This is a genomic window from Anabaena sp. EIM26 (assembly GCF_057568715.1).
In genome coordinates, this window is the sequence record NZ_CM172472.1 from 4,742,674 (window position 1) to 4,758,352 (window position 15,679).

At 36.6% G+C, this 15,679-nt stretch carries 15 protein-coding genes and 1 riboswitch; of the genes, 1 reads left to right on the forward strand and 14 read right to left on the reverse strand.

Going from position 1 to position 15,679, the window contains the following annotated elements; genetic code table 11:
* Positions 1–45: 45 nt before the first annotated feature.
* The 3 genes from AC012T_RS20520 to AC012T_RS20530 all read right to left on the reverse strand — a co-directional run bounded on the left by AC012T_RS20520 (position 46) and on the right by AC012T_RS20530 (position 3,810).
* Positions 46–1,947 (reverse strand): bluetail domain-containing putative surface protein, encoded by a 1,902-nt coding sequence (locus AC012T_RS20520; RefSeq protein ID WP_487060566.1) that lies wholly within the window; start codon positions 1,945–1,947, stop codon positions 46–48.
* 332 nt (positions 1,948–2,279) lie between these two features.
* Positions 2,280–2,648: a hypothetical protein gene (locus tag AC012T_RS20525; protein ID WP_487060567.1), complete on the reverse strand. Its 369-nt coding sequence runs from the start codon at positions 2,646–2,648 to the stop codon at positions 2,280–2,282.
* Between the two features lie 109 nt (positions 2,649–2,757).
* Positions 2,758–3,810 (reverse strand): tellurite resistance TerB family protein, encoded by a 1,053-nt coding sequence (locus AC012T_RS20530; protein WP_487066682.1) that lies wholly within the window; start codon positions 3,808–3,810, stop codon positions 2,758–2,760.
* A 214-nt stretch (positions 3,811–4,024) separates the two neighbouring features.
* On the opposite strand from AC012T_RS20530, the gene AC012T_RS20535 reads away from it, so the two are divergent.
* Positions 4,025–4,465: a DUF29 domain-containing protein gene (locus AC012T_RS20535; protein ID WP_487066684.1), complete on the forward strand. Its 441-nt coding sequence runs from the start codon at positions 4,025–4,027 to the stop codon at positions 4,463–4,465.
* Between the two features lie 23 nt (positions 4,466–4,488).
* On the opposite strand, the gene AC012T_RS20540 is transcribed toward AC012T_RS20535, so the two are convergent.
* The 11 genes from AC012T_RS20540 to AC012T_RS20590 all read right to left on the reverse strand — a co-directional run bounded on the left by AC012T_RS20540 (position 4,489) and on the right by AC012T_RS20590 (position 15,520).
* On the reverse strand, positions 4,489–4,893 hold the full coding sequence (locus tag AC012T_RS20540; RefSeq protein ID WP_487060568.1) for a hypothetical protein: 405 nt from the start codon (positions 4,891–4,893) through the stop codon (positions 4,489–4,491).
* A gap of 56 nt (positions 4,894–4,949) precedes the next feature.
* On the reverse strand, positions 4,950–5,963 hold the full coding sequence (locus AC012T_RS20545; RefSeq protein WP_487060569.1) for an ABC transporter ATP-binding protein: 1,014 nt from the start codon (positions 5,961–5,963) through the stop codon (positions 4,950–4,952).
* 68 nt (positions 5,964–6,031) lie between these two features.
* Complete coding sequence (locus AC012T_RS20550) at positions 6,032–7,117, reverse strand: iron chelate uptake ABC transporter family permease subunit (RefSeq protein ID WP_487060570.1); 1,086 nt, start codon at positions 7,115–7,117, stop codon at positions 6,032–6,034.
* A complete protein-coding gene (locus tag AC012T_RS20555) occupies positions 7,117–8,328 on the reverse strand; it encodes an ABC transporter substrate-binding protein (RefSeq protein WP_487060571.1) in 1,212 nt (403 codons plus the stop codon). Before AC012T_RS20555 ends, AC012T_RS20550 begins: the two co-directional genes overlap by 1 nt.
* A 56-nt stretch (positions 8,329–8,384) precedes the next feature.
* Positions 8,385–9,245, reverse strand: coding sequence for a (2Fe-2S) ferredoxin domain-containing protein (locus tag AC012T_RS20560; protein WP_487060572.1), 861 nt, complete (start codon positions 9,243–9,245; stop codon positions 8,385–8,387).
* Positions 9,246–9,262: 17 nt separating this feature from the next.
* Positions 9,263–11,314 (reverse strand): TonB-dependent receptor, encoded by a 2,052-nt coding sequence (locus AC012T_RS20565; RefSeq protein ID WP_487060573.1) that lies wholly within the window; start codon positions 11,312–11,314, stop codon positions 9,263–9,265.
* 254 nt (positions 11,315–11,568) lie between these two features.
* Positions 11,569–11,979, reverse strand: a complete 411-nt coding sequence (locus AC012T_RS20570) for a DUF1636 family protein (RefSeq protein ID WP_487060574.1) — start codon at positions 11,977–11,979, stop codon at positions 11,569–11,571.
* A 371-nt stretch (positions 11,980–12,350) separates the two neighbouring features.
* Positions 12,351–12,491, reverse strand: a riboswitch (cobalamin riboswitch).
* 103 nt (positions 12,492–12,594) lie between these two features.
* Positions 12,595–13,764, reverse strand: coding sequence for an MbnH family di-heme enzyme (locus AC012T_RS20575; protein ID WP_487060575.1), 1,170 nt, complete (start codon positions 13,762–13,764; stop codon positions 12,595–12,597).
* The gene (locus tag AC012T_RS20580) at positions 13,761–14,660 is read right to left on the reverse strand and encodes an MbnP family copper-binding protein (RefSeq protein WP_487060576.1); all 900 of its coding nucleotides are present in this window, start codon (positions 14,658–14,660) and stop codon (positions 13,761–13,763) included. Before AC012T_RS20580 ends, AC012T_RS20575 begins: the two co-directional genes overlap by 4 nt.
* 364 nt (positions 14,661–15,024) lie before the next feature.
* Positions 15,025–15,264, reverse strand: coding sequence for a hypothetical protein (locus AC012T_RS20585; RefSeq protein ID WP_487060577.1), 240 nt, complete (start codon positions 15,262–15,264; stop codon positions 15,025–15,027).
* A 43-nt stretch (positions 15,265–15,307) separates the two neighbouring features.
* Positions 15,308–15,520: a high light inducible protein gene (locus AC012T_RS20590; protein ID WP_487060578.1), complete on the reverse strand. Its 213-nt coding sequence runs from the start codon at positions 15,518–15,520 to the stop codon at positions 15,308–15,310.
* Positions 15,521–15,679 lie beyond the last annotated feature (159 nt).

Here is a 15,679-nt window from a genome sequence, read left to right on the forward strand (position 1 = left end):
CCAACATTGCTCAGAACAAACAGATTAAGTCCAATTACAAAATTACTAGATTATTCTTAGATTATTCAAATTACCCCTAAAACCAGTAATCTCAATAATGGAGTCGGTAGCAGCAGAGAAGCCAGCAATGTCATCATTAAGTGCTACAAATGTCTGTTGAGTTGCACCACTACCCAAAGTAAAAGTAGCTGCACCATTAGCCGCAAAATAACTATTAGTTAACACTGCTTGAATATCAGTATCAATCAAGCTTTTAACCGTACCTCCATCAAACACATTCCGTTTAGAAACGGTATTAATACCATCAATTCTATCTTTACCAATCTTAAAGTCGGTGATCTTGTCGTAACTGCTTAACAGGGAATCGCTTAAATTTTTGTAGCGGAATTTGTCTGCACCCTTCCCACCTGTGAGGACATCAGCCCCTGCACCACCCACTAGGAGATCAACACCATTATCACCATTGAGAATGTCATTACCCTTTAAGCCAAACAGTCTATCTTTGCCATTACCACCAGAAATATTATCAATGCCATCAGAACCGAATAACGAATCTTTGCGATTAGTACCGATGATGAATTGGGTTGTTTCCACTACACTGTTAAGCAGTTTGGTGACATTGCCATTCACATCATAGAGATATCTGTATTCAGGAATGATGTTACCGTTGTAATCATAGCTTTCTGAAGTTAGGTTGCCATTGGCATCGTAAGTAGAAGTGTAGATATAATCTGGCGTGCCATCAGCATTGTAGTCAGATATTTGTGAAATCAGGTTGCCATTGCCATCATAGGTGTAAGTATCGGTATAATCTACCGTGCCATCAGCATTGGTGTCAGAGTTTACTGAAGTCTGATTGCCATTGGCATCGTAGGTGTAGGTGGTGATATAATCTACCGTGCCATCGCCATTGTAGTCATAGGTTTGTGAAGCCAGATTGCTCTTGGTATTGCCATTATAGGTGTAGGTGCTGATAAAATCTGGCGTGCCATCACCATTGTAATCAGATGTTTGTGAAGTCAGGTTGCCATTGGCATCGTAGGTGTAGGTGTCGATAAAATCTGGCGTGCCATCACCATTGTAATCAGATGTTTGTGAAGTCAGATTGCCATTGGCATTATAAGTGAAGGTGCTGGTAGAATCCGGCGTGCCATCACCATTGGTGTCAGATGTTTGTGAAGTTAGGTTGCCATTGGCATTATAAGTGAAGGTGCTGGTAGAATCCGGCGTGCCATCACCATTGGTGTCAGAGTTTACTGAAGTCAGGTTGCCATTGCTATCGTAGGTGTAGGTGTCGATAAAATCTGGCGTGCCATCACCATTGTAATCAGATGTTTGTGAAGTTAGGTTGCCATTGGCATTATAAGTGTAGGTACTGGTAGAATCCGGCGTGCCATCACCATTGTAGTCAGATGTTTGTGAAGTCTGATTGCCATTGGCATCGTAGGTGTAGGTAGTGATATAATCCGGCGTGCCATCAGCATTGTAATCAGATATTTGTGAAGTCAGGTTGCCATTGGCATTATAAATGAAGGTACTGATGAAATCTGGCATACCATCACCATTGTAATCAGATGTTTGTGAAGTCTGATTGCCATTGGCATTGTAGGTGGAGGTGTAGATGAAGTCTGCTATGCCATCAGCATTGTAATCAGATATTTGTGATGTCAGGTTGCCATTGATATCGTAGGTAGAGGTGTAGGTAGAGTCGATTGTGCCATCAGCATTGGTGTCAGAGTTGACTGAAGTCTGATTGCCATTAGCATCGTAAGTGTAGGTGGTGATAGAGTCGATTGTGCCATCAGCATTGTAATCAGATGTTTGTGAAGTCTGATTGCCATTGGCATCGTAGGTGTAGGTGTAAATTTGATCAATAGGAACGTATCCAAAATCAGCTTTGACTTGTGTGGATTTTGTGACAATTAGGTTTTGTGGATTGGTAGACATAATTTTCTCTGATACAAAAAAACTAGCAATTGTCCGTTTCTCTTCCTGTTTCATCCCGGAAGTGTTGGCACTATCCAGTCTACATAATAACACGGTCAATCTGACCGCTTTTGCTTTTACAATTAATACTAGTATCTAAACCTCTATCACACTCAAAACCACAGTTAATGGTTTACGTAAAGCTGTGCAAAAACAAACTACATAAAATTAAAGTCTATCCACAATCAGAAGTGTTGAATCTTGCAACAAAATTTCGGGACTTACGCAACTGGCACATTAAAGACTAATTAGCTATTGTTTATTAACCCTGAAATCTATATCGCGTCAAGGTTTCAAAAGCGATCGCCATTACGGTTAAAAGTTTGACAATCTAACTGTCCATTCTCCTGGATACATAAGGAAAACCACCTGATCTGACTCCAGCAACCATTAATGTTATTTGTAATTTTCCGCTTCTTTTTGGATAGACGTTGACGGACAATTTCATTTGGACAAAGTATTTCTAAAATTCCGGTACCATCTTCATAATTGACAATCCGAAAAAGACAGTCTTGTAACATAGAGCGGGTACTGCTGTCAAAAAAGCGTTTAAAGCGCTGTAGCTTCTCGCCTTCGGTCATTTTGCTGACGGGATTCATGGGAAATAAATCCTCATTTTCAATGTCGAAGTCATCATCTTCAAAGTCGTAGGGGTTAATCATTGGTATTATTCCAGTTGCCCGGTATTTTGAGAGATGTTTTGAAGTAATGGTAATTGATATTGGTGAACTTGACAAACATCCTCTAAATTACGACTCTAAAAGTTCCTATTTAGCTAAACTCCATCGTCTCTACAAACTCTAAAATATGCTGCTTAATTTCTTCAGCTTCTTTTTTAATAGAACCGGGAATATTACCTTCAAAAAAGCTGCGCTGACTACTAACTATATAAAAAAATTCCCCATTAATAAACGCCAGCAATCCTCTATAGGCATCTAATCTAATCGCATTTCCGTTATTTCCTTGCTTGGAGATTGTTGAGCCTTTAGGCATATCAACTAATACATAGTAATATCCATTTAAAATATCTTCTAGATATTCTGCGTATTTAATTTCTGCACCTTGGACATTGGCAAATATTGCCTGAGGCACATATTTTTCGATGATAATTGAGTGGAAATATTTTTCTTGCCCTTGAAATTCCATTTCCTCTAAATATTCTGGAGGGAGAGGATAATAATCAATTCTGAGCAAAGTACCAATATCATCCGAAAAACCGACTATTCCTTCTTGACTTTGAATTCTTCCACCCTGTTCTGGGTTAACTGGAATGGGAACTGTAAAATTATCTAAAGGTGATTTATATATCTGCTGACCAAGGTCATTAAATATTACTGCTTCGGATTCTTCTGCTGCATATTCATCATTTTCTGCTTCTTCAATTGCAGCTATGACTTCTTTAATAATTTCCCCTGCTTCTTCGTCTTCTAGTTCTAAAGCTTGCTGTAGCTGTTTGATATAAGATTGTTTTTGTGCGGGGATAGTCAAGTCTTCGTCGTCTAAAAGCATGATTACCCCAGCCGCAAAGCCATCTAGTACGATTTCGTCTGAGAGGCTTGCGTATGCAGTGTTAAACAGTGGGCCTAATCCTTCATCTTGTGCGATCGCTACTAGTCTATCAACTATCTCTGTCATTTCCTCTTCTGAGTATTCATCAAAAACCTCAAATTCCCACAGAATATCAATCAAACTCTCTGTATCCAAGTCTTCCAGGGAAGAATCGACTATTGCCGTAATCACAGCGATAGCCGCTACCGCTTCTTCAGGACTCAGTGATTCTTCTGAGGTTTCTTTTGAATTGAAGATTTTATCATACTTTGTCATCATCTCTATCTCCTTCAATGGTTTTTTAGTAATAACCAATCACACACCAGCAATAATTGTTAGTTTATCAATGTAAGGAACCTTCTCTAGATATTATTTTAGTAATCTATATTACCAACTAAGCTGACAAGTTAAATCGGGACAATTGCACAGCAGTATCAGATTAAGCGAAAATATGAAAGATGTTGCTGGAAGCAAAGGGGAGAAACCATTGATGAGTCGAGAAATCCTCTACAATGAGGACTTTATCCTATGGACACAACAACAAGCTGAGAGTCTAAAAAAGGGGCGCTGGGCTGAATTAGATATTGAAAACTTGGTGGAGGAAATCGAGGCTTTGGGTCGTAGTGAACAAAAAGAACTGGGAAGTTACCTACAAGTGCTTTTGATGCACTTACTCAAATGCCAGTATCAACCAGAACTCAGAACTAAAGGTTGGGACAATACAATCTCAAACTGTCGAGACAAAATTCAAGATTGCTTAGAAGATACTCCTAGTTTGCAACGTTTGCTTAAAGACTGGGAGTGGATAGAGAAATATTATCGCCGCGCGGCGCGAGATGCTGCAAAGGAGACTCACAAATCAGTAGAAACTTTTCCTAATGAGTGTCCTTTCAGTATTGAGCAGGTTCTTGATCCTGCATTTTTAGTTTAGTTTATACATAAAGCTAGAAAAAATTACTTATTTGGTTGAGCGATACGTGCTTCAATATCTTCTAATGTGCGTAACAATAGACGCTTTGCTTGTAATTGCCAACCCCATTTTTGAATTCTATAAGCTGCAACAGTACCAGCTACAGCCGCTAACAAGGCTATGGGCTGATTGAGAGAAATTCCAAATAACAACCCCAAGCCCGCAATTCCCCAAAAAGGCAAAGCTACCGTTTGTCTTTGGTCTTCTACTATTCCAGCAATTGTGCTAGATTCCATTGTAGCTAATAATGCTTCTTTAATTTGTCGCTGTTCCGCCAAAGATACGGATAAACCTATCTTACGGCGTAATTTTTCCATCTTCCGGGCATCAGTGCTGTACTCGGTTAGCTCATCTTCTGCCATTTTTTGTAGTCGTTCTAATTGTGACATGATTATAAAAATATTCTTATCAGTCAAGGATAACACGGCATTATGAGCGATCGCTTTTATAAAAAATCCAAAAATTTAATCACTTCATACAACGAATGATGTGTAGACACAGCCTGACTATTTCTAACTCGCCAAAAAACTCCTTCAGACGCAGATATCACATCTACCGTAACTTGTGTAGACTGATCATCTTGTATAACAACAAATCCAACTCTTTTTAAAGCACGAATTGTCCAAATAGCAGCAATACCTTCACCTCTTAAATTAATTTCCCCTTTATATGGTGTATGCAGATGAAATTCCCCAGAAAACATATCAAATTCCACACCTTCACTACGGAAAGTATCAGCAAATATACCATTTAATATCAAATCTTCCGGTGAGCCAACGTGTAAAATACCATGATTTCCTAACAGCCAAATTTTATCAGCAAGGCGCAAAGCTAAATCTAAATCATGGGTAGAAAGCAAAATAGCTTGATTTGTATCTCGTGCTAACTGACGCAACAATTGCATAATTTCTACCCGGCGTGGTAAATCTAAAAAAGCTGTAGGTTCATCCAATAACATCACCATAGGTGACTGGGCTAACGCACGAGCAATCATAATCTTTTGTCGTTCACCATCACTTAATTCACTAACATTACGTTGGGGTAAATTCACCGCCCCCACAGATTTTATCGCCCAATTAATAATATTTTCATCTTCAGATGATAACTTTCCCCACCAGTCAGTATAAGGATATCTGCCCATACTCACCAAAGCATAAGCTGATAACATTCCCACATCAATTTTTTCAGTCAATACCAAACTTAACCGTTTTGCTAATTCCTGTGGTGGTAACTTATAAATATCATCATCTAAAAGTTTAACTTCCCCAGCAATTGGTGGTTGCATTCCCGCCAAAGTTCTTAATAAAGTAGACTTACCAGCACCATTAGCACCTAGTAAACAAACCAACTCCCCAGCTTGCAAAGATGTAGAAATATTCGCTGCCACATTCCGAATAGTTTTCTGAGCAGTCTTATAACCAATAGTCAAATTGTGAATTGTCAGAATTGAGTTACTCATAATGCCTAGCGGATTAAACTTATAAACACTCTGCGTACCTCCGCGCCTACCTCCGTGTACCTCTGCGTTTAAAAAGCCTTCTTAGAATTACGCCGCAGAATCACCCAAGTAACAACAGGAGTTCCTATCAAAGCAGTAATAGCATTTAGAGGTAAAACCATCTGACTGATTAAAAGTTGGGAAAACAAATCAGCAAATAAAGCTAAAATTGCCCCCATAATGATAACACTAGGAATTAATATCCGATGATCTGAAGTATTAAAAAGACTCCGACAAAGATGGGGAATCGCCACACCTAAAAATGCTATCGGTCCACAAAAAGCAGTAATTGCGCCTGCTAATATTGAAGCACTGCTAATCACAGAAAATCTAGTTTTCTGCACTGTCAACCCTAAACTGCGTGCATAGGATTCACCTAATAAAAGTGCATTCAGAGATTTGGATTGCAGCACCGCTATTAATAAACCTAAACAGATAACTGGAGTTAAAATAGCTAATTGTTGCCAAGTTACCCCAGTAAAACTGCCAAAAGTCCACATTATATAACTTTGAATCCGTTCTTTTGAGCTAAATTGTAACAGAATGCTTACCATTGCACCTGTCGCGTATCCAAATAATAAACCTAAAATTAACAATGTCATTGTATCTTGCACACGACGAGAAACAACTAACATCAACCCTAAAACCAAAGCTGCCCCAAAACTTGCAGCTATAACTAAGCTAAAATCACCAAGGATTCCCAAATTATTTAATAATGTTGGTGCAGTCACACTTGCTGTTAGTAGAACTAAAGCAACTCCTAAACTTGCACCGGAACTAATTCCTAATACAAATGGCCCTGCTAAAGGATTTTTAAATAGAGTTTGCATTTGCAAGCCACTTACCCCTAAAGCTGCACCAGCTAAAGTTGCAGTTAAGGCTTTAGGTAAGCGAAACTTGAAAATAATATTTGTCCATGTTGTTTTTTCTGCTTCTTGTCCGAGTAAAATTGTAATTACCTGATTAATAGGAATCTCAACTGCACCTAAAGCTAAATCTAGTAAAAATGCCAAAACTAAACCTATTAGTAAAATTGAAAAAACTAGAGCCTTAATTCGAGTCGCAGGTTTTTGGTGTAATAAAGAATTTGAAATTTGAGATTTTGCGGTTAACATTATTGACTAAGTTTCCGATAATAAAATAATTGATGACTTTCTAAAATTTCTGGATTAAATATTTTTATTAAATCCGATAAAACTACATCTGGATTACTAATACCACTTTGCCAATAATCATTACCACCGTTAACATTAAAGCGAGCATTATTATTATAAAGATTGGCTTTTTTAAAAGCTTTAAAATCACCATAGCGATGATCTTCAATAATGACATCTTTTAAAGTTTGCCAAGATTGTCTAAGATTTAACCAATAATCAGCATTAGCAGCACGTTCAAAAACAGCTTCAAAAGATATAGGTAAACTACCAGAAGATTTATCCTCACTCCAAAGATAATTTGCACCTGCGTCAGCTAGATATTTAGCCACATAACTATTACCACCTGGTGTATACCAAGTTCCCTTAAAATTGAAGCCAACAAACACAGTTGGACGATTTTTAACAGCTTTAGCTTTAACAGCAATATCTTCGTATTTCTTAGCAATTGCAGCAAATATTTTTTCCGCCTCTTCCTCCTTATTAAAAAATAAAGCAGTAAATTTTAACCATTCACTTCTCCCCAGTGGAGTATCTTCCATATATTCAGCATTTATCGCCACCTTTAACCCAGCTTCCAACAACTTAGGAAAACTATCAGTTTGTTGATTTCCAGTCCCAAAAGTAGTAACTAACTCAGGATTAAGTTCTAAAACTTTCTCCACATTCACAGTAGAATTATTCCCCACCGATAGCACCTTACCAGCCTTGATTCTGTCAATAAATTCTGGTGTAGTTACTTGCTTAATATCACTAACACCGATTAACTTATCAACAATATCTAACTTAGAAAAATGTGGTAAATGAGTTGTAGAAAGAGAAATCACTGAATTTACAGGTGTAGTAAATATTTGGGATTTCTCAAACCCTGCTGGTGTCGGTGTACCGCATTGAACCAAAACATATTTAAAACCTGTTTTAGCATCTTTCCAAGGATTTTTAATCGTCACGACTTTGTAGTTTTTATAATATTCAACTGCAAAGCCGATAGCATGAGTAACCTTCAGCTTGTTGGGAAAATAATCAACATTAGGATCATAGCTTTGAACACAACCATTATTAGCAGAACTAACAACCAGACTATTCTGAGAACCTTGACAAGAAACAACCAAAACAGCAACTAAAAACAACTGACATAGAAAAATAATAACCTGAGACTTCTTAAAAACCATCTTCCATATTTCCCTCTGCGCTTCTGCGTGAAAAAATAACCCTACCCAAATACAAACTAAGGATATATATATTCAACAACCTTATTCCCCTCAACCAAATGTTCCTGTACAATTCTTTCCGCAACCTCAGGCTTAACACGACTGTACCAAGTTCTATCGGTAGAATGATAAACAACAGGCCCTAACTTACAAACTTGTAAACAACCACTTGTTCTCACTTCCAAATCTAATTCCGCTTTTTCAACAGCAGCTTTTAACGCATCAAAAGTAGGTTGCCATTTTCGAGAAGGATAACAACGTCCAGAAGTACAAACTGCAATATAGGCACATTTGAAAGGATTTTTAGTAAAAGGAATTGGCTGTTTACCTAAGACATAAATATCTCTAAGTTCCTGATAAAAAGCTAACTTTTTAAAATCAGCCTTACCTTCAGGAAGCAGATTTTCATCCTCTACATAGGGATTAGGTAAAAATATCGTCATGGCTTTTTCACCAGCACCATTCCAAAATTGAATACCCCAATTTCTGGGTTCTCCTTCAGGATTTATCCGGCGATAAAATGCACCCTTACTAATCAAACGTTGCTGTCTTACTTCCATATAAGTTTCAGCATTAGGACCACCTAACGTTTCCTCAATACATAAATGAAAATGCCAATCTCTAGTAATTACAGTTAAATATCCATCATAGAGAACACATTTCTTAGGTGCTTCGTGAAACTCCAACTCTAAAACACTACCTTGTTCCAAATGTCCCAAACCGACTTGATGCCAATTTTCCTGAAATAAAGTATAAGCTAAACAAGCAAGGACATCACCTTGACAATCAAAAAACTCATATTCAATTTGCCAATTATTCCCCGTTGCTTCAATTGTTTTTTCATTTACTGGTGTTACCCAACAATTAAAATCAGCCATACAACACCTTCCTAATATTAAAAAGTAGCACTCAAACCAACTTGAAAACCTCTACCTCCGTCAGGAAAACCAGGAAACAACTGATAACGCTGATTAAAAAGATTTTCTACACTACCTGTAACTACAAGTTTATCACTTAAAGGTACACGCAGTTTAAAATCAAAAGATGTATATCCAGATAAAAATTCTGTATTTGTATTATTAGTAGGATATCCATTTAAGGAATTCATTAATAAACCCAAATACAAACCTTGAGGATTTTCATAAGAAACTCCCAAATTTAATTTATCTGCACCAGCAAAGCGTAATTCTTTGTCAATTTCCGCCGGATTAGAACTTTTCAAAATACGCGGATCATTCGCCGTGTAATTAACAAAAGTATAAATATTTTTGGCAAGTTGCAAATTCAAACTAGCCTCAATTCCTGTAGTTTCTACCAGTCCGATATTTTCCCAAGTTCCTGTATTAACATTTACTGGTGGTGTCAGTCGCTTAAAGGCAATTGTATCTGATACACTATTTTTGAAAAAGGTTAATCTTAGTAAACCAATATTACCAAGTTTTTGGTCAATGCCAATATCAAAACTATCACCTCTTTCTGGTTTAAGTTCTGGGTTGCCAATATTGCTAGGATTTACATTAAATAAGTTAGCAATAGTAGGAACTCGGAAATTTTTGATGTAATTTGCTCTTAAGGTTGTTGAGTCGAAAATAGCAAATTTTGTTCCTACAGATGGAGATGTAACAGAAGCATTTATCAAGCTACTAAAATCTTGACGTAAACCTAAATTAACAGTCAAATTAGGGATTAATGCTACTTCATATTTGGCAAATAATGCTCCTTGATTAATATCATTGTCATAGTTCAATGTTTCTATATTAGTAGAATAGCTAAAGGAAGTATTCCGAACACTTACAGTGCGATAATCAAAGCCATAAACTAAACTTTGATTTTTAGCAAAATTCCAACTATGCGTAGTTTGAATTCCGTAGGAAGTTTGATTAGTCTCAAAGCGACTTGAACCACTAGGATCAAAACGAGTGTTCAAAAAATCACCATAAACTCTTGCTGTTAATAAAGAATCATCTCCACCTCCTAATTTTGAATTCCAGGTTAAATCCGTTAAAACTTGATCTGTGTATTTGCGATTTTTATCAGTAAGCGAATTTAAAAAACCTTGTCCATTGACAGGAAAAGGAATTGGCACTCCTCCTGGTGTTCCTTGTTCTTTATTTAAGTATAAAGTCGAGAAACTGAGTGTATTTCGTTTTCCTAAATTTGCTTCTAATTTGACATTAAAATTGTTATAAAGTGCATCATTATTTTTTCGAGTTCCCGAAAAATTAGCTTCAGGAATAGAAAAAGGATAATTATTTTCAGCTTGAGTACGGTTATAACCTACAACCCAAGAAATATCACCCTTTTTACCGCTATTTTGAATACTCTGTTGATTGAGTCCATAAGCACCAAAATTGACTTTTGCCTCTGTGGTAATTTTCTCTGTAGGACGACGGGTGATAATATTAATTACTCCCCCAATTGCATCAGAACCATAAAGAGTTGAACCTCCTCCCGGTAATACTTCAACTCTTTGAATATTATTAGTTGTAAATTCGGAAAGATCAAAACCACCACCTCCCACATTATTAATTGGTCTACCATCAAGTAATATTAATACTTGACCGGTATTAGAACCACGGATAAATTGACCACTTAAAGCATTAACTTCTGTTCCTACTGTACCATCACCTAATATACCAGGCAGAAATTTAAGCGCTTCTCTCACGGTTCTCGCACCTTGCGCTTCCATTTCTTCACCCGTAATTACATAAATTGGCCGGGTAGAATCTTTGACTGTTCCTTCCTGACGAAAGGGTGAAAAAACAGGTTCATTTAATAGCTTCTCAATAACATTTATTTCAATATCAGCTTCTTTTTCTTCAGTATCTGCTGGTGTATTTTGAGTAATTTCTACTCCTAGAACTTTGCAATTCTCACACCACATTCCCAAGGTCGCACTAGACGCAATAATTTGAATTCCCAGTTTCGCAACTAAATTAGTAGACATTTTTGATCTAAACACCTGGATAACTAAAAATTGGGACAAGGTAAAAGTTGCAGTCTTTTTTATTACCCAGCACGGTAACTCACTCAATTACAAGCTCAAAAAAGACTGCGACAATAAAGAAAGAAGCCGCACTGCATGAAATGAGAATCATAATCATTGTCGCGCAGGTGGTATAAAATTGCAATAGTGGCTTGGCATCAATTTAACTAGTCACCAAGAGCAACATACTTTTTATACTGATATATAGTGAACAATTAACAACAATTGGCGTTTAAGTTTGCCCACTTATTTAACGCAGGAATTTTCGCTAAAATACCTTTTTTCAAGGCTTCTGGTCGTTCTGACCAAAGTAATAAACCATCCGCTTTAGCACAGTATAATCTTGCACATTCTAGTATCGCAGATGCACTACCATCTACGGATAAATCACCAAACAGATAGGTTGATTTTCCTGCCGCTGTAAAAGCAATTACACAAGAATGACTGCAAGCACTCATACATTCAACCCCCTGAATGCAGAATTGATTTTGCATTTCGCTATCTTTTGCAAGTTCTTGAAGCTGTTGTAGTAGTTGTTCACCTTTACTTTCACCAACCTGCTTCCCGTCTTGCCACTTACCACCACAAGTCGTGCAGACAAATAGAGTATGTTTTTGATTGAGCATTGATTGAAAAATGTGTAATAATCAGCTAGAAACGCAGATATAAAAGTTGCTACAGCAGCAACCTCTCCTGCAAACAAATAATGTTTGAAATCATTCCTTCCCAAGTTAAAAAAGGGCTGATATCAATTGGTATATTTGATTCAATTGAAAACTGCTATGTCTATTTGAAATTTGGAAAAATCTATTGAAGATAGCAGTAAGCCTCAGTCATCTACGCTTTCCGTCTTCTTGGATACAAGGTTGCAAAAAACTCAATCGACTATTAATATCCTCAGAGTAATACACAATCTGTAGAGAATCTCTGAAGCTAAAATGATTAATTTTGATGGAAATATTCATGGATTTATTCATCTGTACCACGCAGATGGATATGGTTGGTTTCACTCTCGGCGGGCATTCTGACTCAGAGACATAAGCCTCATTACAGCTGCGGGACAGCGTTGGATTTACACCAAACTTTCCCCCTTGCGTTTAATGGGTTTTCCATTAAAACCGATATCGAAAATAAACATACAATAATTTTCGTTGGTTGTCAATGGTAGTGGCAGGATAATTTTATTTAAGTCTTGCTGAATTGAACTGCAATTACAAAAGATTACCGTTCAATATTGATAATTATTCTGTTAGTTTGTCTTCGTAGGGATTACTAAAAGCTGGGTTTTCAACAAAATCTTCATCGGTCAGACTTTGCAAAAATGCCAGTAAATCCTGTTTTTCACTTTCACTTAATTGAAACCCACTAATAAACTCACTTTTGAAAGGATTTTTACTGCCAATTCCGGTAAACTCGCCTGTATTGATAGTTCTGCCACCTGCTTGATAATGGTCAATCACTTCCTCCAGAGTCGCTATACTCCCATCGTGCATATAGGGTGCAGTGAGGGCAATATTTCGCAAAGTAGGAGCTTTAAAACGACCCATATCTGTTGGTTTAGAAGTTATTTCATAAACACCAGTATTATTTGCTGGATAAGAACCTTTACCATCAATATTATAAAGACCAGTATTGTGAAAAGCAATTTCTTGAAAGGCTAATTTTTCGTGCATGACTGAATCTGTAAAATTAATTCCTCCATGACAGTGAAAACATTCTAAATTTTCGCTATTAAATAGTTTCTCACCTCGTTTTGCTGCTGGAGAAATGGCATTAGCATCACCACCAAAGCGATATTTATCATAGGGAGAATTTACAGAAATAAAAGTGCGTTCAAAAGTTGCTAACGCTTTAGTTAAATTGCTGAGATTAATAGGATTTTTATCATTTTCAAAAGCATCTGTAAACATCTGTCGATATTTCCTGTCATCTTGCAACATTGCTAATATTTGTTTTTCCCTTCCTACCATCCCCATTTCCACTGGATGTTCCCCAAATATTGGCACTAATGCTTGATTTTCTAACTTTGTCATTAAAGGGTTAGCCCAAGTTAATACAGGGTTGTAGGCAATATTAGCAAGACTCATGGAGTTACGAGGATGTTTTTCCCCAGTTGCTCCCACTGCTATTGTTTCCCCATCAGTAAAAGCCAATTTTTGCAGATGACAAGAAGCACAGGAAAATTCACCTGTAATTGATAAACGTTGTTCATAAAAAAGATGTCTTCCCAATTCAACTTTTTGGGAATTCATCAGGTTATCAGCTGGTACAATTGGTTTAGGCATCCAGACAGGAATATTCCAATTATATTCTGAAGTTGAAGATGCAGAAATAGCTGTACTCAGTCCCATTGATAAACAAACTGAGAACAGACAAACTGTTAGCAATGTGAACCAGCGAGATAATTTCATTCAACTCTAAAAAATTTCTGTTTAGTAGCAGGTTTACCATTAAAAGGTAGACCGAAATTAGTCATAATCACATTGCAGTCAATATCATCTGGAGATGACATACAACCAGGAGGTGTATTTTTTTTGTTAACTGTTAAATTTGTATTTCCTATTAAGGCTGCAATATCAGCAATTACGACATCTTTATCAACATTAAACTTAGTAAAAATGACTTTTGCAGTATTCAAATTACTACAAGTTGATGGTTTTTGACTTCCCTCAATTGCTTGACAACCAGTGCTACCTAAATGAATTGGGAAACCCTGAGCTTTTTCACTTTTTTCACCATGCTTTACCTGAGAATTATCAGTTTGGGTTTTCCAATCCAAACGAGCAAATTTATAACCAAAAAGCCAATTCCACCATAAAGAAGTGAGATTTAATGGTGATGGTGCAATGACAGAATCAGCATGATTGAGATTGACAGGAACACCTAAAGTAAATTGTAAGCCTTGATAATTACCTTTGGGTATTGTCCCAACAATTTGATTGCGTGTTTCGAGAGTACCGTTAGCACAACCACCGGATTTATTTTCAAAGTCTAAGAGAGCAACATTTTGATATTGCCATTTTCCATCCTGTGTTAAATTCACAGGTATAAATTTACCATTATTATCAATTAAGGCAATCTCAGATACATAAAAACGGAAATCATCGGCAGTAACTTTTGTGGCTGGTTTACCTAAGGTATAGGTTTTACCACATTCAAAAGGTTGTTTACCCACTCTTCCTTGAAAATTAATGGTTACTTCTTGGTTGTTACTCGTTTGAGCTACAGTTTTGGTAACGCAACAGAAATTCCCAGCCAGGATAATTCCTGCCATTGTGGTAGATGTCAATAATAATTGCTGTTTCATGCTTGGTTCTATGAATAAAGGAATTTAGTTACTTTTCTAGTGTGAAGGGCTATTAATGTTGATATTATGAATAGCTATTTTGAGTTAAATAAACCACTTAGTCAAAAGACAGCTTGTCAAACTTAATTTTTGATATAGCATTTCCTAGTCTAAGGAAGTACAAAATTATCTGCGTACCCTGCGGGAAGCAAGCTATATCTGCGTCCATCTTCGTTTAATTATTAACACTTGTACCTTACTTAAATAGAAATTGCTATATTGTGGATTTAGACAAATTTGTAAATATGAAAATTAAAAGAAGTCTGAGTTGTAACAACAAAGACTTCTTAGGGAAATATTCAGTTTATATTTTGCAGCCAACTTCTTATCCCAAGTTATTAAAAAAGGTTGACCAAAGAGTTCCCGTTACTCCTACTGCAATTAAAGCATTTGTGAAAAATCTGCCTAGTTCAGTTTCTTGTCCTAGTCCTTTGTCGTCTTGTCCTACACTAAAAAACAATGACCAGGCTTGGTTGACATTAACTGTTTCAAAGTTATTGAAGTTAGGACGAAACACAACTGGACTAATTAAGTCTTTTTTAGGAAAATCAAAATCAGTTTTCATAGTTTCCCCTTTTTAATGTTGTATTGGTTGACTGAAAAATAATTTACAGGTTTGTTAACCATCCAATCAAGCCATTTCCTGTAATCGCTTCTACAGCTATGAGTGAAATAAAACCAATCATAGCTAAACGTCCATTCAGCTTTTCTGCGTATTCTGTAAAACCTGTTCTTGGGGTTTGATCTACATATACCTTGGGTTCAATCGCAAAGCTGTTGAGTTGACCAAATTCGCTGGTGGTAAAGCCTTTAACTGTCATGTTTTTTTCTTTTTTGTTCTCTTATGTAAATGAATATAACATTTTGTAAATATTTTTTGCAAGGTGTTGACACGATAAAAAAATACGGTAAACCGTACTAAATATCATTCGGGATACCGTATAATCAAGTTCAGTTAGGGCTGAAAGGTAGAAATTTTT